Genomic DNA, 19,361 nt, shown 5'->3' with positions numbered 1-19,361 from the left:
ATTATTTATGCAAGTAGAATTGTTTCTTGAGACAAAAACGCTGCCTAAGTGATAAATGGCTGATTAAACCGTTAAGTGATAATATCTTTGCCAGTTTGATGCCGCGTTTAAAATAATGAAGGTATGCTTCCTCATGACGCAAAGGAATTCGCGTCTTAGGCATAATGTATATAAGGAGTTCTTGTGTCTCATCACGCACCGACGTTATCGACAGATTTTTTACAATTTACCTTGGCGCAACCCAAGACCATCGCCGAACCATTTTCATTTTCTATTAGCAATCATACCGATGTTTCAGTATGGGATACTGGGGTTATCGTGTTTGAACCTCGTGGATGGCCCACAGAAGAGGTGCACAACATTGTGTTGTCATCGGCGATTCATGGTAATGAGACTGCGCCGATTGAAATCTGCAATCAACTGATCACTGATCTATTAACCGGCAAGTTAGTCACCTCTCAACGGTTATTGTTTTTGTTCGGTAACCCGCCGGCAATTAATAATGGTACTCGGTTTATTGAAGAAAACCTTAACCGTCTGTTTAGTGGCGCGCACTCCGTTGGAGATGGTTTAATTAATGCTGAGCGGGTAAGAGCTAAAAAGCTAGAACACTATGTAGAGCGCTTCTTTTTAGAGGGTCATCCCGATGCACAAAGATGGCATTATGATCTTCACACCGCGATTCGTGGCTCTAAACATGAGAAGTTTGCTATTTATCCTTATCGTCACGGTAAAGCTTATAGTGGCGAGCAGTTAATGTTCCTTGCTGCCTGCGGTATTGAAACTGTGCTGTTTCATCATGAGCCGACAACCACCTTTAGCTACTATTCGTCTCATCAACATCATGCCCATGCTTTTACCATAGAGTTGGGTAAAGTCATGCCGATGGGACACAATGACATGACTCGCTTTATTGCTTTAAAACAGATGCTAACTCGTTTGATATCAGGAAAAGATCTGCAACTAGCTCCCTTTAGTGAAGCTGGCCTGCATCTTTATCAGGTTCATCGTTCAGTCAATAAACAAGCCGATGATTTCGAATTTACTTTTGCTAATGACGTGGAGAATTTCACTGCTTTCCCTAAAGGCTATGTACTTGCGAAAGAGGCAGGACAAGCAATAAAAGTGAATGAGCCCAACGAGACCATAGTATTCCCGAATGCGAACGTGCCTGTGGGTCAGCGTACTGTGCTATGTTTAATTCCAGCAACGAATTACAGAGTCGAATAAATTGCCAGTGTGGCTCGTTTGTAAAGCTAGATATACATCTGTGTATGACCTAGTTTTAGGCTTTACTCGGGTTAAACTTGCTAGCGAGTTTACGTTAACGTAATTTTATGGCGCTTATTTATAAACAGGGTGAGAAACGTCTGTTTTTCACACAAAGAACAAGAAAACTCAGCTGATAAGAGAAGAGTATGAGCAACGCAACCCGCAATACAGAGACTGTCCATCGTGTCAGCTTTCTTGATAAGGATTCATTGTCGATCCCTATTTTGAAGATTTTACAAGCAGACGGCACCACATACGAAAAAGCCGTATTACCTGTTATCGATCAGGCATTAGCCGAAAAAATTTATGACACTTGTGTATTTACACGAGTGTTAGACGAGCGCATGTTAGGCGCGCAGCGCCAAGGCCGTATCAGCTTTTACATGACATGTACTGGTGAAGAGGCTGCCGTTGTTGGCAGTGTTGCCGCCCTCGATGATGAGGACGTGATTTTAGCTCAGTACCGTGAGCATGCCGCAATCCGTTATAGAGGATTCACCACTGAACAGTTTATGAATCAAATGTTCAGTAATGAAAAAGATTTAGGCAAAGGCCGTCAGATGCCTATCCACTACGGAAGTCAGGCACTGAACTATCAAACTATTTCGTCGCCACTTGCGACTCAGATCCCCCAAGCAACAGGGGTCGGTTACAGCCTTAAAATGCAAGGCAAACGTAATGTTGCCGTATGTTATTTTGGTGAAGGTGCTGCATCTGAAGGTGATTTCCACGCAGGCATGAATATGGCTGCAGTACTTAATTCTCCGACGATTTTCTTCTGCCGTAACAATGGTTACGCGATTTCAACACCAACAAGCGAACAGTTTGCTGGTAATGGTATTGCTAGTCGTGGTGTGGGTTATGGCATGCATACCATCCGCGTTGATGGTAATGACATGTTAGCGGTATTAGCTGCGACTCAACAAGCCAGAGCCTATGCCCTTGAGCATAATGCACCAGTACTCATAGAAGCCATGACTTATCGTCTTGGTGCTCACTCGTCATCAGATGACCCATCAGGTTATCGCTCAAAAGAAGAAGAAGCGAAGTGGGAGCAACATGATCCAGTTAAGCGCTTTAAATTGTGGATGATCAACAAAGGCTGGTTAGCTGAAAATGATGACCTGGCGATGTATGAAAAATATCGTCAAGAAGTGCTTGCGGCAGTGAAAGTGGCCGAGAAAGTGTCTACTTCACATGTTGATGAATTGATCAATGATGTTTATGACGAGCCGACACCTCGACTAAAACAACAATTAACCACCTTGAAGCAGCATATTAAGAAGTACCCAGACTCGTATCCAAAAAGCGCAGGGAGAATATAAATCGTGGCAAAGATCAATATGTTACAAGCCATCAATCAAGCCTTGACTATCGCTATGGAAACCGATGATAAAACGGTTCTATTTGGTGAAGATGTCGGTCATTTTGGTGGAGTATTTCGCGCTACTTCTGGTTTACAAGAAAAATTTGGTCGCGATCGCTGCTTTAATACGCCGTTGACTGAACAAGGTATCGCAGGTTTCGCAAATGGTCTCGCTTCTAATGGCATGACCGCAATCGCAGAAATTCAGTTTGCTGACTATATCTTTCCCGCTATTGACCAGATAGTGAATGAGTCTGCCAAGTTTAGATACCGTAGTGGTAACGAATTCAATGTAGGTGGTCTGACGTACAGAACCCCTTACGGCGGCGGTATTGCTGGTGGTCACTATCACTCACAATCTCCTGAAGCCTATTTCACTCAGACTGCGGGTCTTAAAGTGGTTGTACCGCGTAACGCTTATCAAGCTAAAGGCTTGTTGTTAGCCTCAATTCACGACAAAAACCCCGTAATATTTTTTGAGCCTAAGCGACTTTATCGTGCTAGCGTGGGTGAAGTGCCAGAAGAAGCTTATGAAATTGAGCTTGGTAAAGCTGAAGTCGTTCAAGAAGGTACTGATATTACAGTACTTGCTTGGGGAGCACAGATGGAGATTATCGAAGAAGCGGCGCAAATGGCTGCAAAGAAAGGTATTTCTTGTGAGCTTATCGATTTACGTACCCTTGCACCTTGGGATGTTGAAACCGTTGCTGCTTCAGTAAAGAAAACGGGTCGTTTAGTGATTAACCACGAAGCACCATTAACCGGTGGTTTTGCTGGTGAAATTGCAGCAACTATCCAAGATGAATGTTTCCTTTACCTTGAATCACCTATTAGCCGCGTTTGTGGCTTAGACACACCATATCCATTGATTCATGAGAAAGAATACATGCCTGATGCGCTTAAGACCTTTGAAGCGATCAAAGCAGCGATGAAATACTAGGAGTGCAGGCAATGATTAAAGAGTTTATTTTGCCGGACATCGGTGAAGGTGTGATTGAGTGTGAACTGGTTGAATGGTTAGTTGCTGAAGGTGATGTAGTGATTGAAGATCAGCCTATCGCCGATGTGATGACTGACAAGGCCTTAGTGCAGATCCCAGCCCCTCATGCAGGTGTGATCAAAAAACTTCACTACAAAAAAGGCGATATCGCTAAGGTTCATGCGCCGCTATATTCAGTTGAGATGGACGGTGAAGGTGCTGTTGAACCGACAGTTGCAACTGAAGAACCAAAAAACGATGAAAATATTTCACAGCCTGCAGCAACGGGCAAAGTGATTGAAGAGTTCCTATTACCAGATATTGGTGAAGGCATTGTTGAGTGTGAATTGGTTGACTGGTTAATTGAAGAAGGCGATATGGTGGTTGAAGATCAACCTATTGCCGATGTGATGACTGATAAAGCCTTGGTTCAAATCCCTGCAATTAAAAACGGTAAAGTGGTTAAACTACACTACCGTAAAGGGCAGTTAGCTAAAGTTCACTCACCATTGTTTGCTATCGAAGTAGAATCTGAAGCTGGTGTAATTGCAGCGCCTGTTGCTGAAGCAGCTGGTGCTTCTGAATCTCAAGAGGAAACGGTTGAAGGCGTATTACCCACTAACGGTAAAGCTTTGGCGAGCCCAGCGGTTAGACGTTTGGCACGTAGCTACGACATCGACTTGGCTAAAGTGCCCGGTACTGGCAAACATGGACGCGTTTATAAAGAAGACGTTGAGCGTTTCCGCAGTGGCAAAGCCGTCGCAGCCTCTCAGTCAAGCGAGACCTCATCAGTTGTGACTACAGCACCTGTGGCTGCTAGTGGCGATCGCGTTGAGCCTATCCGTGGCGTTCGTGCTGTTATGGCGAAGATGATGACTGAGTCTGTTTCGACGATTCCGCACTTTACCTACTGTGAAGAGTTAGATCTTACCGAATTGGTGGCGCTACGTGAGTCGATGAAACAGCGCTATTCAAGCGATGAACTCAAGCTAACCATGATGCCATTTTTCATGAAGGCGATGTCATTGGCGTTGAGTCAGTTCCCAGATCTTAACAGCCGTGTGAATGCCGATTGCACTGAGCAAACCTTTGTTGCTTCACACAACATAGGTATGGCTGTGGACTCGAAAGTGGGTTTATTGGTACCCAATGTCAAAGACGTACAGAACAAGTCAATTCTTGATGTAGCAGCCGATATCACTCGACTGACTAAAGATGCCCGTAGTGGCCGTGTTAGCCCACAAGATCTCAAGGGCGGTACGATTTCGATCTCTAACATCGGTGCGTTAGGTGGTACGGTTGCAACACCTATCATCAACAAACCAGAAGTGGCGATTGTTGCGCTTGGTAAGTTACAAACCTTGCCACGTTTCAATGTCAACGGTGAAGTCGAAGCACGTAAGATCATGCAAGTGAGCTGGTCTGGCGATCATCGCGTCATCGATGGTGGAACCATTGCTAGATTCTGTAACTTGTGGAAATCCTATTTAGAACAACCACAAGAGATGTTGTTGGCAATGCATTAATTGAGTTCATGCTGAGGTTAACCTTAGCGATTCAATAGAAGAAAAGGGCGCTCTGCGCTCTTTTTTTTATCTAGAGTTAATCTTTGTCGACGAATTAAGTATAATGCCCGGATTAGTCGTATTTCATCGGTTTAATCATGAGTCAGATAGCCCCAAGTATTGAAAACATCCAGTACCCATACCCACCTAAGCCCATTCCTTTATCAGATACTGAAAAGCAGGCCTATAAGTCACGTATTAAGCAGCTGCTGAAAGAAAAAGAGGCGGTATTAGTGGCTCATTATTATACTGACCCTGAAATTCAGGCATTAGCTGAAGAAACGGGTGGTTGTGTTTCTGACTCACTGGAAATGGCACGCTTTGGTCGTGACCATCCCGCTAAAGCCTTGATTGTAGCTGGCGTTAAATTTATGGGGGAAACCTCTAAAATTCTCAGTCCTGAAAAAACCGTATTAATGCCAACATTAGAAGCAACTTGCTCATTAGATGTTGGTTGTCCCATCGAGACGTTTAGCGCCTTCTGTGACGCTCATCCCGATCATACTGTAGTTGTTTACGCTAACACTTCGGCTGCGGTTAAAGCCCGTGCCGACTGGGTTGTTACATCAAGTATCGCGCTTGAGATCGTTGAGCACCTAGACAGTGAAGGTAAGAAAATCATTTGGGGACCAGATCGCCATCTTGGCAGTTATATCGCTAAACAAACTGGCGCAGACATGTTGATGTGGCAGGGTGAGTGTATCGTTCATGATGAATTTTCTGCTAAAGCGCTAAAAGATATGAAAGCAGTCTACCCTGATGCTGCCATTTTGGTACATCCTGAGTCGCCTGCCAGTGTGGTGGACTTAGCCGATGCCGTTGGTTCCACCAGTCAGTTAATTAAGGCGGCTAAAGAGTTACCCAACAAGCAACTGATTGTAGCGACGGATAAAGGTATCTTCTTTAAAATGCAGCAATTGGTACCAGAGAAGGAGCTGATTGAAGCACCTACTGGTGGTAATGGCGCAACCTGTCGTAGCTGCGCCCATTGTCCCTGGATGGCAATGAATGGTCTTAAAGCCATTGAACAAGCCTTACTCAATGACGGTGATACTCAACACGAAATCTTCGTTGATGACGCATTAAGACACGATGCTTTAGTACCGTTAGACAGAATGCTTAACTTTGCTAAAACACTAAATATGCAAGTCAAAGGTAACGCGTAGCCGTAATACCATCAAAGCTAGTACATGATAAAAGCGCCCGGGATATCCACCTAAACGGCGCTTTTTTTGTCACTGCAATAGTGGGTTGGTGATCTATTATGCAAATGCCTGAGTTGGCTCTTTTTTAGCTTGACCCTGTAGGGTGATTTGCGTAAAGTAGCGCCCCGTTGTAAGGATAAAAGTCGCGATATTATCGTGTATTCTTCAACGTTTGGTGAGATGTCCGAGTGGCCGAAGGAGCACGCCTGGAAAGTGTGTATACGGAAACGTATCGAGGGTTCGACTCCCTCTCTCACCGCCATTTTTATTAAGGGAATCAGTAGCTTACTAGTTCCCTTTTTACATTTGGGAACTTTTGGGGAACTTTTTAATAGGTTTCCTCACTTTTTTGCTATCCATAATTTGTGTCTTAATTTCTTATCCATCTCAATTGTTAATGTTTCAGTTCTATTGCTTAACGTGTAGTTCTCTAGTTCTTTTCATATATATTTTATGGCTGGGGGCATTTTTTGTTAATACAAGTCATGTAGATCAGTAGATTGGAAGAAGTTTATCCAACTCAAGAAAAAGGTCAATTGAGCACATTAGGCATAATACAGGTGGTCTTATCAAGGAATATGCACTGGATTCTGAGACACGAATATTTTTATTTAACGTGAAAGATATTGGTGACTATCATTGGGTTGCATCTCTTGAACTTTACTTCGAGAAGGAGTTGAATCCAGTTTTGAAAGCAGGGCGGCAAGGTTAACATAACAATAAATTTAAGAGTGATTCACAACGCTTGGCGCCCTCATTCCAAGCCAGTTTAGTGTTTGTGGCACAATGGGTAAGGTGATAGCGTTGTTCACACCTTAATTTGGCGTTAGCCAATACAAAAATTAATCTTAAACTCTCATCTATAGGGCTAAAGCTCTAACTCACAAATGTCCATGTTCGAGTCAGCCTGATCTGAGCTAACTCATTTCTGACAAAGTGACTCAAGGACAAAATGACGATTCAGATTTAGGAAAAACAGCCATTTGGCACAAGCTTCAAATTTTAAACTAGCTATCTGTCTTCATTAGTAATTTCATTTTTTTCACTTTAGTAGACGAAATCAATGAGTGTCGGAATGTTGACGATGTCAAATTACTGTCTACTATTTAATCACTGCAGTATTGAATACAGCGGTATGACTAGTCACAGTGTTGTTATGGATTTCAAATTTTGACAAGGTATGGTATGCAAATGAAACACTTCAAATATGGACTTTTTGGTTGTGCACTTATCGGCACGTATGCGATCGCAGGTGCTAATGGCAATTCAGGTTTAACTAAAGACTATCTCGATTCTACGAATGAAGCTTACCCTGAGGCAATGGGTAAAATCACTTATGATTGTAACACGTGGGATTTTATTTTTAGAGGTCATGGCTTAGCAGCTGGTCACAACTATCAGCTTCGCTCAAATTATCAACTACTTTCAGATGGTGATAGTGTAGCTGTTGGTAACGGGATGGCGGGCCTTGGGAATAATGTCATTATCAAAGGGAATGTGGATTATACAATTCTAGGTAATAACTGGAATCTCTGGGATTTAGGTGAAAATGTGGAAAATTCTGGTGATGACTTTCGTGTCGCGCAAGGTTTGATCACGAAATGTACTGAGTGATAATGTAAAGAATTTAATGTGTTAAGTTAATGATTATCAAGAGCCACCAATTCGGTGGCTTTTTTGTACCTAATTAATTGTGTGAGAAGCCCAATGAAAGGAACCAGCACCGCCAGCTAAGTTTTGGAGAAAGATTAAACTCTACATTTGTGGGGTACCTTTACTCATGATTGACCTCTTATGGTTTAAGTTACAATTTTTACCATAAAAAGTGTCGATAAGTCTCAGGCCTTACCACTTGAAACTTTCCTCTTATTTCAGAATATCTTCTATCTAATCTGCATTTTTTCAGTAGTCCCTAATACTAATCAGCGTAACCACTGCCAATGGCGCTAAAAGGCAATTCTAATTTAAGTTCGGGAAGCTGTTTGCCGAGCCAAGCGGGAAAGGTGTTGCTGTTAGGGCCGGGAAATAGAGTGTACTCATTAGCCCAAGGGTACTGGTCCACTAACAGCGTGATTTTAGGTATTAGTTTATTTGCTTGCTCTCCTTCAATTGAAAGCAATTTTTCAGGTTTTGCACCATACCAGTAGCGATCGGGTGTGGGGTTTTGGTATTGATAAAGCGCTGGCTGTCCTCTGTCTACTCGCCAGCCCAGCACTTCATAGACGGTGTATTCATCAGCATTTTGCGGTTTGACTGCCACCCAAGTGTGCACCGCAAACCAACCGCGCCAGCTATAAGCATCTGCGGCATAAAATTCAATCACCGCTTGTTTATTATCTTGTGGATTAAGCGCAATGCCGGCAGGCTCGCGACTTGCGGATCGCCAGTCATTGTTTGCGCAACTTGTTAGTGATAGGCAAAGAAACAGCACAACTAGCTTAAAAGTGCTGTTCAACTTAAGGTGTTTCGTCATCTAAATCTCCCTAATATGGCTTTACTGATTTTAAATTAGATAAGAAAGATAATGGTTTATCTCAAACGATTACTAATGTACTAAGCGCAAGGTGATGAATCTTCAATTGTAAGCTTGTAAGTGGTTTGTTAACAATGCTAGGTTGTTTTGTGTTTCTATTTGCCAATATTACTCAAGATAAAAGGATTTATTACATGAAACAATCAATGGTTTTACTTGTAGGTTTAGCAATGAGCTTTGCTATATCGGCTGAAACTTATGATGTTGCGGCCTCCTACAAAGCGGGTGATGAATACACGGGGGCGTTAGCATTTCGTGTCGATGAAGGTAAAAGTGCCACTTATTCAGACGAACAACTGCAAAACTTCTCTGTGGTAGTTAATAGGCAGTCAGACACTCAAGTGCTGGTTAATTTCGACTTTGAAATCGATGGCTACCAAAGTGAGGCAGAAGTGGTGCTCGATCTCGATAAAGCAGCTGAACTGAGTTTTGGTGATCAAAGCTTCACCTTTATGATTAGAAACTACAAGAGTTAACCTAGAGTCAGTAGTACTGCAGAATTATGTGTTTGGACGTTAGCTAGACATGGATAATTTGTAATATGAAAAGGTTTTATCAATTTTAATGGCTGCTGCTCTTTTCGGTGGTTGTCAATTAAATCAACTTGAAGTCGCTCCTCAATTCAATTCAGAAGTTGTCGAAATTAACGTTGCTGAATTAGCTAATTACTGGGTTCCAAGTGATACCAAAATCAAAATGTTGAAGCGTCGTCCTAAGTGGTTCCCCAAAGGAAGTGGAGAGTGGACAGTATTAACAGTTATTGATTCCAACGGTATAGAAGTAGCAAAACCTTAATCAGTACTTCACCCGATGGATTTATGACTCAAGAGCTTGTCGATAAAATGCCGAAAAATACCTACAAAGCGGCTTCATCAAACCCAGATAGCGTGCCGGTTAGATTTTATGGCACAGGAAAAGTCGCCCCAAGAAGTGAGCTGGGAATTTGATTAAATCTATTCATTTGTCCTTATAGCAGAGCGATTTAAGGCGGCAAACTCAGATACAGCTAGCATTTTGGGTTAAAGCCGATAGCCGCTGATATGTTTAAGAGTTATAATCCTATAATTATTTGTGCTTAGAATGGTGCTTTATCGCATTAGTTTCTGGCGGTTATATTTTTAACGATTAAAGAGAGTTTGTGATGAGCGATACAATCCCACCATGCCCAAAATGTGAATCACCTTATGCCTATTCTGATGGGACATTACTAATCTGCCCTGAGTGCGGCAATGAGTGGAATCCGAATGAAGAGATCGTTGATCCTGATGCGATTATTCTTAAAGATGCTGTTGGTAACTTATTGGCTGAAGGCGATAAAGTAACTTTAATTAAAGATCTTAAAGTTAAAGGTTCTTCATTGGTGCTTAAAGTGGGTACTAAAGCGGTTATTAACCGCTTTGTCGATGCCGACCATGATATCGATTGTAAAGTCGATGGCCACGGCCAAATGATGCTCAAATCTAAATTTGTTAGAAAGCAAAACTAATCACATTTGTTTCTATAAAAATACCTGCCAAGTGCAGGTATTTTTTTGGACTTGCTACTTTAGCGTCGAATGGCCTCACTAGGTAATACCAATCGCAGTAATTATCTGATCATTCTTGCTAGTTAAAATCGCCGATAACTATGTTGTATATTCTGTAATTAGAATAATTAGTTACTGCAATTTATGCCTTGTTCTCGACAATTTTTCCTGTGCCCTTTTTTGTTACAAACGGGCTGATCACTGATTTACTTTGATTGGTATAATAACCTTTGCATCATTCATTTTCCTTGAATGAGTTGCCAAAAAAAACCTAGAGTAACGGGCTAAATAGATAAAAAAATTGCTCAATAAAGCGTTTAATAATGGAGCGTTTTTGCCATCTAGATAAGTCTAAAAATTCTGAGTTGGCTATATAATCCGCTTGTAGTTGCGCCATTTTGAGTGAAAAAAGTGGGTCATCTACTGCCAGTGTTAATTCGAAATTAAGCCACAGGCTTCGCATATCTAAATTAACCGAGCCTACCAGACAATGTTCATCGTCGATGACAACTGATTTGGTATGTAACAAGCCGCCAGTAAATCGATGGATTTTGACGCCTGACGTTAACAGATCGCTAAAGAAGGCGCGACTGGCCCATTTGACCATAGTAGAGTCATTCTTTCTTGGAATGATGAGGTTAACGTCAACACCGCGTTGTGCTGCTGTGGTCAATGCATCAAGTAAGTTTTCACTCGGTACAAAGTAGGGCGTTGTGATAACAATTTTATGTTTGGCTTCATATAGGCTTTGTAATAACACCTTATGAATCACCTCTGGTGGCATTCCTGGCCCTGATGGGATCACTTGCACCAATGAACCTTGATTTGTAGTGCAATCATCTGCTGGAGGTTCAGGCAGACTGCGTTGCTTCGTTTCTACTTCCCAATCCCATGCGCCGACGGTATTGATAACCGGTACGACAGGACCTGTGATCCGCAGCATAATATCAATCCATTGTCCTACACCATCACCTTGTTTAAAGCATTTAGGATCGACAAGGTTCATTGAGCCGGTGTAAGCGATATGATTATCGATCACCACAATTTTTCGATGTAGCCTAAGATCAAGACGACGAAACAACATACGCAATGGGCTAACAATCAAGGCTGGCACCACCATGATGCCAGATTGTTTCATCTTCTTAGGCCAGGGCGAATTAAAAAACTTACGACTACCTGCCGCATCTAATAGTAACTTGATGGTGACGCCACGATGGGCGGCATTGATTAGAGCTGTTGCAACATCATCGGCTTGGCCACCAGGATACCAGATGTAAAACTCCATATTGATACTAGCTTGTGCCTGGTTTATGTCATTGATGATGGCATCTAAGATCTGTTTAGGCGTGTGCTTGAGTGTGAGATGGTTACAGGTTAATGAGGGAATGGCTAATTGGCTATTACACAACTGACTTATGGATAACCCATAATAACTCTGACTCTGTGGACGATGGGCCTGATGTTGATATAGATTGGCAAACCATTGACGATAAGGCACAAACATGGCTTTAGAGCGGTCTGCTCTGCTGCTACCGAGATGTAGTTCGCCTATTAAAAGGTAGGCAAGTATCCCCACAATGGGTAGAAAGTAAATCACCAATAGCCAGGAAAAAGACACGCCGATAGTGCGGCGCTTAATGACAATTCGTACGGCTACAGCCGCTAAAATAAGCCAGTAGGCGATCACGCCCAGCAATGCCAGTAATTGGGTCAGTTTATCCATATAATCGTTTCAAGTTCCTTTGAGTTGATTATAGTGAGAGTTGGGTTATTGTACTGAGATATACTCAAGTGTGACATCTTTTTAAGTCTGGTTTTAAGCTGTTTTATAAGGATTTATTCCCCTGAAAATCAAATTAAAGTCCATTTTTGCCTTTGCAACACTCCTAGGATTAATTTGTTATCTAGGCTTAGTAACATGGTTTAACGGTGTTCCCGAGGTGATGATGAATGAAACACAGCCGATGTTTGTATCACAATGTATATCCAGCGATGATTTGTCACCACTGGACAGGCAGGGCGAATTGTCGGTGGCAGTATGGAATATTTATAAACAAAAGCGACCGCAATGGAGCCAAGTATTAACTGAACTTAATCAACAACATGATTTGTTGTTACTACAAGAGGCACGGCTAAATCATGTGTTTATCGATTGGTTACAGCAATCCCAAAGACATGTGGTGATGGCTAAAGGCTTTAAGATCCTTAACACCCCGATGGGAGTGATGAACATCGCTACTAATCAAGCACTCGATGCTTGTGCTTATCAAACCACTGAGCCTTGGATCCGTTTTGCTAAGTCAACATTAGTGGCAAATTACGCCTTATCAAATGGTCAGCAATTATTAGTGGTCAACCTGCATGGATTAAACTTTGATGTGAAACTGGCTCGCTATAAGGCTCAGTGGCAACATGTCGCTCATCGGATAGCCCTGCATCGTGGACCCATTATTTTAGCGGGGGATTTTAACACCTGGCGAGCAGGGCGGATGCAGGTGGTTACCGAACTCACCGATAAGCTCAAACTCAAAGAGATAAAATATCAAACCGATGTGCGTCAAAGGGTGTTTGGTTGGCCATTAGATCACATTTACTACCGTGGCCTGAATTTTGTTGATGCCAAGTCGATGACCACCAGCGCCTCAGATCATAATCCGATTATGGCAAGATTTACCCTTAATCCTGCGCCCGCAGACAAATAGCTAATTAGTTATATGGCATACGATTTATTTTACGTTAATGTTGTTAATCCTTGAGTCTTGGCTGTAATGCTTGCAGACTGACTGGGATATTTTTGTTTAAGGATGATGAGTGCAGCAATTATTACAAGGCTATTTCGGTTTTAATCAATTTAGACCCGGTCAATATGAGGTTATCTCTCGCATCGAGGTGGGTCAAAGTGCGGCAGCTATTTTTCCTACGGGCTCTGGCAAATCATTGTGCTATCAATTACCAGCATTGAGTCTGCCACACTTAACTATAGTGGTTTCGCCTTTACTGGCGCTAATCCAAGATCAACTGGCATTTTTACAAGATAAAGGTATCCCTGCAGCCAGTATTGATTCCACTCAAGACCGGCAGCAAACCCAATCCGTGATGGCGGCAGCGAGATCCGGTGAAATCAAAATTTTGATGGTATCGGTAGAGCGCTTTAACAATGAGCGTTTTCGAGAATTTATCAAGCAGGTTGCAATTTCATTGTTGGTAGTGGATGAAGCGCACTGTATTTCTGAATGGGGACATAACTTTCGTCCAGATTACCTGAAATTACCCCAATATCGGCAAGAGTTGGGGATCCCGCAAGTTTTGCTGTTAACGGCAACAGCGACGCCGCAGGTTATCTCTGATATGGGCGCTAAGTTTGCTATCGATAGCAACAATATCATTACCACAGGTTTTTATCGTTCTAATCTAAACCTCAACGTGGTCGGCGTTAAAGCACAAGACAAGAATACACTGTTAGTTGATTGGTTGGGCCAAAGACAAGATAAACACGGCATTGTCTATGTCACGCTGCAACAAACTGCAGAGTCGGTTGCACAGGCGCTTAATCGTTCCAATATCAATTCAATGGCTTACCACGCCGGAATGGACAGTGTTCAACGTCGGCAGATCCAGCAAGCCTTTATGTCAGGACAATGTCCAATCATTGTTGCAACTATCGCTTTTGGTATGGGGATAGATAAACAAAATATTGGTTTTGTGGTGCATTATGATTTACCAAAATCCATTGAAAACTATGCTCAAGAGATTGGCCGAGCAGGGCGTGATGGCAATGTGGCGGACTGCTTGGTTCTGGCCAATACCGATAATGTGAATGTATTACAAAACTTTGTTTATGGTGATACTCCAGATAAACAAGGTATTCGCACCGTTTTGCAACAAATCAGTCAGGCAAAACAGGAGTCTGTGCCGTGGCAAGTTGTGCTCAATCAATTATCGACAGAGTCGAATGTGCGCCTGCTCAGTCTTAAAACCTTATTGGTTTATTTAGAGATGCTCGATGTGATTACTCCGGCTTACAGTTACTTTGCCGAGTATCGCTTTAAACTATTGTGTAATGAATCTGAACTCATCGATCGTTTTAGCGGCGAGCGGCAACAGTTTGTGGCGGCACTATTGCAATGTTCTAGCAAGGCTAAAATCTGGTACAGCATCGATTTCGAAGAACTTAATCGCCATTATCCATGCGATAGAAGTCGTGCGGTTTCAGCTATCAACTATTTTGATGAAAAAGGGTTTATTGAACTGCAGACTAAACAGATGACTGAGGTTTACCGGGTTAATACTGATATTGATAATATTGAGTCAATGACGGATAAGCTGACGAGTCAATTTCATCAGAAAGAGCAGAGTGAAATAGCCAGAATACAAGCCATGATTAATTTGCTGGCAAGCGATCAATGTTTAACTCGTCAACTATCAGCTTACTTTGGCGATCAGCAATTAACTCAAGATTGCGGTCATTGCTCTGTGTGTATTCAGGGCCCAGTCGTGCTTGAAAGCAGCGCAGAGTTAACACCGCTGGTGCAACTGGATTTTTCAATCATTACTAATGAATTGCGCAATCAATTAGCGGCACACTGTGATGCCAATATGTTAGCGAGGGCACTATGTGGCTTAACTTCGCCTATTTTTACCCGCTTAAAACTACGCCGAGTAAAATCGTTCGCTGCATTAGAACCTTACCCCTTTGCCGATGTTAGACGTTGGTGTGAGGCTAATTTAACCTCTTAAGGCGCTTTATCGCGGTATCAATATTGTCAAGTTCAAGGATTGTAATGAGATTTGTAAGAATCTTTGTCAAATTAGCAGCTTTAGCTGATTTTTAGTGAACAACATGGTTAACTAAGTTGTTTTAATTAAGTTACATATCAAATTTAACCGTCAGCACTCAAAAATAAAAACTAGATTTAAATCAGGGAATTTATCATGAAAAAATCGCTCGTCGCCGTTACGGTCATTTTGGCTTTATCTGGGATCACCGCTTGCCAAAAGCAGGAAAGCCCAAGTCAAGAAACAGCAACTCCTGCTGTTACTGAAGTGAGCAAAGAGACAGTTACTGCCGCTGAACAAGTAAAACAGCAAGATTTTGCACAGTTTTCACAACAGTTTATTGATGCACTTTGGCAAGACTCTCCTACATGGGCGCTTTATAGCGGTTATCACAAATATGATGGTATTTTAAAAATCCCTAATGCGGCTAATAGAGCGGAATCATTAGCGTTTATCGATCATCAGCTGACTTTACTGAAAAAGTTCGATTTTAAGTCATTAACCCCAAGTGAGATCATCGATTATCGCTTAATTGAAAACTTGCTTGAACAAGATAAATGGCAGATTAATACCTTTAAGTCATGGCAATGGAATCCATCCTCTTACAATGTGGCCGGTGGATTTGCACAAATCATCAATGAAAACTTTGCGCCACTGGATGAGCGTCTCCGTTCCTTCCTTGCGCGTATGGAAAATGTGCCCGCCTATTATGTCGCAGCGAGAGAAAACATCGTTGACCCCACCCTTGAGCATACGCAATTGGCAATTATGCAGAACCAAGGTGCTTTCAGCGTGTTCTCAGATGATTTACTGGAGAAAGTAAAGCAGTCGGGTTTAACTGAAGAAGAAAAAGTACTATTTACTGAACGCTTCAATGGCGTGACTGCAGCGATAAATGAACATATTGAGTGGCTAAAAGCGCTTGAAACTAAGCTTTCGAAAGAGGGGGCTCGTAGTTTCAGAATTGGTGAAGAACTATACGAGCAAAAGTTTGCTTTTGATATTCAAGCCGGTATGACGGGTAAGCAGTTATATGAAAAGGCCCTAGCCGACAAAGACGCAATCCAAGGGGAAATGGCAAAGATCACCACTAAGATCTGGTCTAAGTATTTTGATACGCCAATGCCTACAGATACGACAGTGGCGACGCGTCAACTTATCGATAAATTATCCGCTAAGCATGTGAAGCGTGAAGACTTCGTCGATGAAGTTCGCGCCCAAATTCCACAGCTGATCAAGTTTGTTAACGATAAGCAACTGGTGACACTCGATCCTGAAAAACCTTTGGTGGTACGTGAAACTCCTGAATATATGCGCGGCTTTGCTGGCGCCTCAATCAGTGCTCCTGGTCCTTATGAAAAATCAGGTAACACTTACTACAACGTTACGCCGCTGGATGGTATGAGTGATGAGTCTGCAGAAAGCTATCTACGTGAGTATAATCACTGGATCTTGCAGGTACTTAATATTCATGAGGCCATTCCAGGCCATTACACTCAATTGGTTTATTCAAATGAATCACCTAGTTTAGTAAAAAGCTTATTTGGTAATGGCGCCATGGTCGAAGGCTGGGCTGTATACGCCGAGCGTATGATGCTAGAAGAAGGTTATGGTGATTTTGAACCTGAAATGTGGCTGATGTACTACAAGTGGAACTTACGTGTCATCGTCAATACCATCCTTGATTACAGTATTCAGGTCAAAGGGATGACTCAAGAAGAAGCGATTAAGCTGATGACAGAAGAAGCATTCCAACAGCAAGCTGAGGCGGAAGGTAAGTGGCGCAGAGCAACATTGAGCCAAGTGCAACTGACAAGTTACTACTCAGGTTATAGAGAGATTTATGATTTCCGAGAAGAGCTAAAACAAAAGCAGGGTGATGCGTTTGATCTGAAGCAGTTCCACGAGACTTTCTTAAGCTATGGCAGTGCTCCAGTGAAATATATTCGTCAGTTAATGCTGGGTGAATAACAGTTTTAAGCTGAATTGATTAAAAAAGGCTGCCTATGCAGCCTTTTTTGTGCGTGTTAGTTCTCAATTTTTAATACTTAACGTCAAAGTTCTAGCATCAAATTCACAAACAAGATAACATTAATGAGAATTGTTCGTATTTAGGTTTGTCAATGAATAAAGTATTACTGGTCGATGACGATTTTGCTACAAGAGCCATGTATTCAACTGCAATGACTAATGCTGGATTTAAGGTCAATTGCGCAGGTGATGGGCAACAGGCATTAGCGCAAATGGAACATGATTTACCTGATATTATCATCTTAGATGTTGATATGCCGAATCTTGACGGCTTTGGGTTTCTAAAATCTCGTGTTGACAAGCTACCAGTGATAATGATTTCTGCCACTAACAATGAGTCTACTCGAGTAAAAGGCTTTGAGTTAGGTGCTGACGATTATTTGTGTAAACCTTTTAGTGTAAAGGAGCTCACTGTGCGTATTGCAGCATTACAACGTCGTGTTGATATTGTTAAGGCTGAACAGCAAAGAAAATCAGTCAGATTCAACCCAATAATTTCACTTGATGAAGCCAGTTATAGTGTCGAATTTGAACAATCCAAAGTGGTTTTAACAGAAACCGAATTCAATTTATTTAAATATCTGTTTGATCGTCAAGGCGAAGTGATCAGTAAAGCTGAGCTGCAATGGGGCGTGCTGAAAAAAGAGCTAGGTCAATTCGATCGTAATCTTGATATGCACATTAGTAACACCCGCAAGAAGCTGGCAAATATGGCCATTCCTAAAAGCATTATTAATACCGTTAGAGGCAAAGGCTATAGCTTCTGTGTCAATTAAAGTCCTCTAGCGGATCATAAATTTGGCGGTTCATTCGTCATCGATTTATATCTATTACCAAAGCGCCTAATCCAGGTGTAGCAAGGATTTGTTGCGTTTATTTACCATTTTCACAGCGAAATATCAGTAGAATTAGTTTATCCTATAGCCACTAATAGAGCCGAGTGTTTTGTGCTTAATAAAATAAGATAGGAATGGATATGCTGATCAGTGCCAATTTCGATGGCGGAAATATTGAAGTCATCAATCAAGATAGTCTGGATAACATTCAACTTGCGATAAGACCCGATGAAGGTGGTGAGTTTTACCAATGGTTTAACTTTAAATTGCAAGGTGCGGTTGGCCAGCGATATACGCTGAATATCGTTAATGCTGGTAGCGCCTCATATGTAAAAGGTTGGGAAGATTATCAAGCCGTTGCAACTTACGATAGACAACAATGGTTCCGTCTACCGACACGTTATCAAGATGGCACTTTGACAATCGATGTAGAGCTCGATTGTGATGCCATTCAAATTGCTTATTTTGCACCATACAGTTACGAGCGTCATCAAGACCTGCTCAGTGCAGTTCAAGTACATCCATTGGTCTCGTTAGAGCATTTAGGTCACACCTTAGACAATCGCGATCTGACTTTAGTGAAAGTGGGCGACGGTGATGAAGAAAAAGCCAATATCTGGATCACCGCGCGCCAGCATCCAGGTGAAACCATGGCTGAGTGGTTAGTAGAAGGTTTACTTAATAACCTGCTTGATAGCGATAGTCCAACGGCTAAAGCCTTACTTGATAAAGCTAATTTTCATATTGTGCCAAATATGAATCCAGATGGTAGCGTTCGTGGTCACCTGCGTACCAATGCTATTGGTGTTAACCTTAATCGTGAATGGCTCAATCCCTCACTGGAGAAGAGTCCGGAGGTTTATCACGTCGTCAATAAGATGAAGCAAACCGGTGTCGATCTTTATTATGATGTGCATGGTGATGAAGGTCTGCCTTATGTGTTCCTTGCTGGTTGTGAAGGTGTGCCAAGCCATACAGATAAAATGGCGCAGTTGCAGCAGAAATTTGTAGATTCATTGCTGATGGCCAGTGCCGATTTTCAAAATGAGTTTGGTTACGACAAAGACCAGCCAGGTCAGGCTAATTTAACCGTGGCATCTAATTGGGTTGCTGAGACCTTTGGTTGTTTATCAAATACTTTAGAGATGCCATTTAAAGATAATGCCAATATGATCGATCCTATGTCTGGCTGGTCTCCTGAGCGGTCAATCTATTTAGGTGAAGCATCGCTATTAGCCATGCTCGCGGTTGTTGATGATCTGAGATAGAGGTT

The 19,361-nt window shown here is 42.2% G+C and carries 17 protein-coding genes and 1 tRNA gene; 16 read left to right on the top strand and 2 right to left on the bottom strand.

Annotated elements, in window-relative coordinates:
- Nucleotides 1-183 precede the first annotated feature (183 nt).
- The 7 genes from astE (at nt 184) to L1D21_RS07195 (ending at nt 8,001) form a co-directional block, all read left to right on the top strand.
- Entirely contained in the window at nt 184-1,230 is a 1,047-nt protein-coding gene (gene astE / locus L1D21_RS07225; protein WP_239844563.1) for a succinylglutamate desuccinylase, read from the top strand.
- 188 nt (nt 1,231-1,418) lie between these two features.
- Complete coding sequence (locus L1D21_RS07220; RefSeq protein ID WP_239844562.1) at nt 1,419-2,597, top strand: thiamine pyrophosphate-dependent dehydrogenase E1 component subunit alpha; 1,179 nt, start codon at nt 1,419-1,421, stop codon at nt 2,595-2,597.
- 3 nt (nt 2,598-2,600) lie between these two features.
- Nucleotides 2,601-3,578, top strand: coding sequence for a transketolase C-terminal domain-containing protein (locus L1D21_RS07215; RefSeq protein WP_239844561.1), 978 nt, complete (start codon nt 2,601-2,603; stop codon nt 3,576-3,578).
- Between the two features lie 11 nt (nt 3,579-3,589).
- On the top strand, nt 3,590-5,143 hold the full coding sequence (locus L1D21_RS07210; RefSeq protein ID WP_239844560.1) for a dihydrolipoyllysine-residue acetyltransferase: 1,554 nt from the start codon (nt 3,590-3,592) through the stop codon (nt 5,141-5,143).
- A gap of 137 nt (nt 5,144-5,280) precedes the next feature.
- The gene (gene nadA / locus L1D21_RS07205) at nt 5,281-6,348 is read left to right on the top strand and encodes a quinolinate synthase NadA (protein WP_239844559.1); all 1,068 of its coding nucleotides are present in this window, start codon (nt 5,281-5,283) and stop codon (nt 6,346-6,348) included.
- Nucleotides 6,349-6,561: 213 nt separating this feature from the next.
- A tRNA-Ser gene (locus L1D21_RS07200) sits at nt 6,562-6,649 on the top strand.
- A gap of 923 nt (nt 6,650-7,572) precedes the next feature.
- Nucleotides 7,573-8,001: a hypothetical protein gene (locus tag L1D21_RS07195; protein WP_239844558.1), complete on the top strand. Its 429-nt coding sequence runs from the start codon at nt 7,573-7,575 to the stop codon at nt 7,999-8,001.
- Between the two features lie 304 nt (nt 8,002-8,305).
- Here the strand turns inward: L1D21_RS07195 and L1D21_RS07190 are convergent, their stop codons facing one another.
- Nucleotides 8,306-8,860: a DUF3750 domain-containing protein gene (locus L1D21_RS07190; RefSeq protein WP_239844557.1), complete on the bottom strand. Its 555-nt coding sequence runs from the start codon at nt 8,858-8,860 to the stop codon at nt 8,306-8,308.
- A 194-nt stretch (nt 8,861-9,054) separates the two neighbouring features.
- On the opposite strand from L1D21_RS07190, the gene L1D21_RS07185 reads away from it, so the two are divergent.
- From L1D21_RS07185 to L1D21_RS07175, 4 genes are all read left to right on the top strand, one after another.
- A complete protein-coding gene (locus tag L1D21_RS07185) occupies nt 9,055-9,396 on the top strand; it encodes a hypothetical protein (RefSeq protein WP_239844556.1) in 342 nt (113 codons plus the stop codon).
- Between the two features lie 88 nt (nt 9,397-9,484).
- Complete coding sequence (locus tag L1D21_RS07180; RefSeq protein WP_239844555.1) at nt 9,485-9,715, top strand: hypothetical protein; 231 nt, start codon at nt 9,485-9,487, stop codon at nt 9,713-9,715.
- A gap of 23 nt (nt 9,716-9,738) precedes the next feature.
- Nucleotides 9,739-9,867 (top strand): hypothetical protein, encoded by a 129-nt coding sequence (locus L1D21_RS16535; RefSeq protein ID WP_275658934.1) that lies wholly within the window; start codon nt 9,739-9,741, stop codon nt 9,865-9,867.
- A 194-nt stretch (nt 9,868-10,061) separates the two neighbouring features.
- Nucleotides 10,062-10,406, top strand: a complete 345-nt coding sequence (locus L1D21_RS07175; RefSeq protein WP_239844554.1) for a zinc ribbon domain-containing protein YjdM — start codon at nt 10,062-10,064, stop codon at nt 10,404-10,406.
- A 310-nt stretch (nt 10,407-10,716) separates the two neighbouring features.
- Here the strand turns inward: L1D21_RS07175 and cls are convergent, their stop codons facing one another.
- Nucleotides 10,717-12,168 (bottom strand): cardiolipin synthase, encoded by a 1,452-nt coding sequence (gene cls, locus L1D21_RS07170; protein ID WP_239844553.1) that lies wholly within the window; start codon nt 12,166-12,168, stop codon nt 10,717-10,719.
- A gap of 115 nt (nt 12,169-12,283) precedes the next feature.
- Between cls and L1D21_RS07165 the strand changes: the two genes are divergently transcribed.
- From L1D21_RS07165 to L1D21_RS07145, 5 genes are all read left to right on the top strand, one after another.
- Nucleotides 12,284-13,147: an endonuclease/exonuclease/phosphatase family protein gene (locus tag L1D21_RS07165; RefSeq protein ID WP_345773513.1), complete on the top strand. Its 864-nt coding sequence runs from the start codon at nt 12,284-12,286 to the stop codon at nt 13,145-13,147.
- A gap of 109 nt (nt 13,148-13,256) precedes the next feature.
- Nucleotides 13,257-15,182, top strand: a complete 1,926-nt coding sequence (locus tag L1D21_RS07160; protein ID WP_239844552.1) for a RecQ family ATP-dependent DNA helicase — start codon at nt 13,257-13,259, stop codon at nt 15,180-15,182.
- Between the two features lie 195 nt (nt 15,183-15,377).
- Entirely contained in the window at nt 15,378-17,192 is a 1,815-nt protein-coding gene (locus L1D21_RS07155) for a DUF885 domain-containing protein (protein WP_239844551.1), read from the top strand.
- Nucleotides 17,193-17,344: 152 nt separating this feature from the next.
- Nucleotides 17,345-18,028 (top strand): response regulator transcription factor, encoded by a 684-nt coding sequence (locus L1D21_RS07150; protein WP_239844550.1) that lies wholly within the window; start codon nt 17,345-17,347, stop codon nt 18,026-18,028.
- Nucleotides 18,029-18,228: 200 nt separating this feature from the next.
- Nucleotides 18,229-19,356 (top strand): M14-type cytosolic carboxypeptidase, encoded by a 1,128-nt coding sequence (locus tag L1D21_RS07145; protein ID WP_239844549.1) that lies wholly within the window; start codon nt 18,229-18,231, stop codon nt 19,354-19,356.
- The last annotated feature ends 5 nt before the right edge of the window (nt 19,357-19,361 follow it).

The sequence above is a fragment of the Shewanella sp. Isolate11 genome, from assembly GCF_022398315.1.
GTDB lineage: Bacteria > Pseudomonadota > Gammaproteobacteria > Enterobacterales > Shewanellaceae > Shewanella.
Note: the sequence above shows the minus strand (reverse complement) of the source record. Positions and strands in the feature narration are given on the sequence as shown.

Bases quoted from the DNA above. Each gene is read 5' to 3' on its own strand.
- L1D21_RS07220 (WP_239844562.1), top strand. From the start codon at position 1,419: ATGAGCAACGCAACCCGCAATACAGAGACTGTCCATCGTGTCAGCTTT.
- L1D21_RS07210 (WP_239844560.1), top strand. From the start codon at position 3,590: ATGATTAAAGAGTTTATTTTGCCGGACATCGGTGAAGGTGTGATTGAG.
- nadA (WP_239844559.1), top strand. From the start codon at position 5,281: ATGAGTCAGATAGCCCCAAGTATTGAAAACATCCAGTACCCATACCCA.
- L1D21_RS07195 (WP_239844558.1), top strand. From the start codon at position 7,573: ATGCAAATGAAACACTTCAAATATGGACTTTTTGGTTGTGCACTTATC.
- L1D21_RS07190 (WP_239844557.1), bottom strand. From the start codon at position 8,860: ATGACGAAACACCTTAAGTTGAACAGCACTTTTAAGCTAGTTGTGCTG.
- L1D21_RS07185 (WP_239844556.1), top strand. From the start codon at position 9,055: ATGAAACAATCAATGGTTTTACTTGTAGGTTTAGCAATGAGCTTTGCT.
- L1D21_RS07180 (WP_239844555.1), top strand. From the start codon at position 9,485: ATGGCTGCTGCTCTTTTCGGTGGTTGTCAATTAAATCAACTTGAAGTC.
- L1D21_RS16535 (WP_275658934.1), top strand. From the start codon at position 9,739: ATGACTCAAGAGCTTGTCGATAAAATGCCGAAAAATACCTACAAAGCG.
- L1D21_RS07175 (WP_239844554.1), top strand. From the start codon at position 10,062: ATGAGCGATACAATCCCACCATGCCCAAAATGTGAATCACCTTATGCC.
- cls (WP_239844553.1), bottom strand. From the start codon at position 12,168: ATGGATAAACTGACCCAATTACTGGCATTGCTGGGCGTGATCGCCTAC.
- L1D21_RS07155 (WP_239844551.1), top strand. From the start codon at position 15,378: ATGAAAAAATCGCTCGTCGCCGTTACGGTCATTTTGGCTTTATCTGGG.
- L1D21_RS07150 (WP_239844550.1), top strand. From the start codon at position 17,345: ATGAATAAAGTATTACTGGTCGATGACGATTTTGCTACAAGAGCCATG.
- L1D21_RS07145 (WP_239844549.1), top strand. From the start codon at position 18,229: ATGCTGATCAGTGCCAATTTCGATGGCGGAAATATTGAAGTCATCAAT.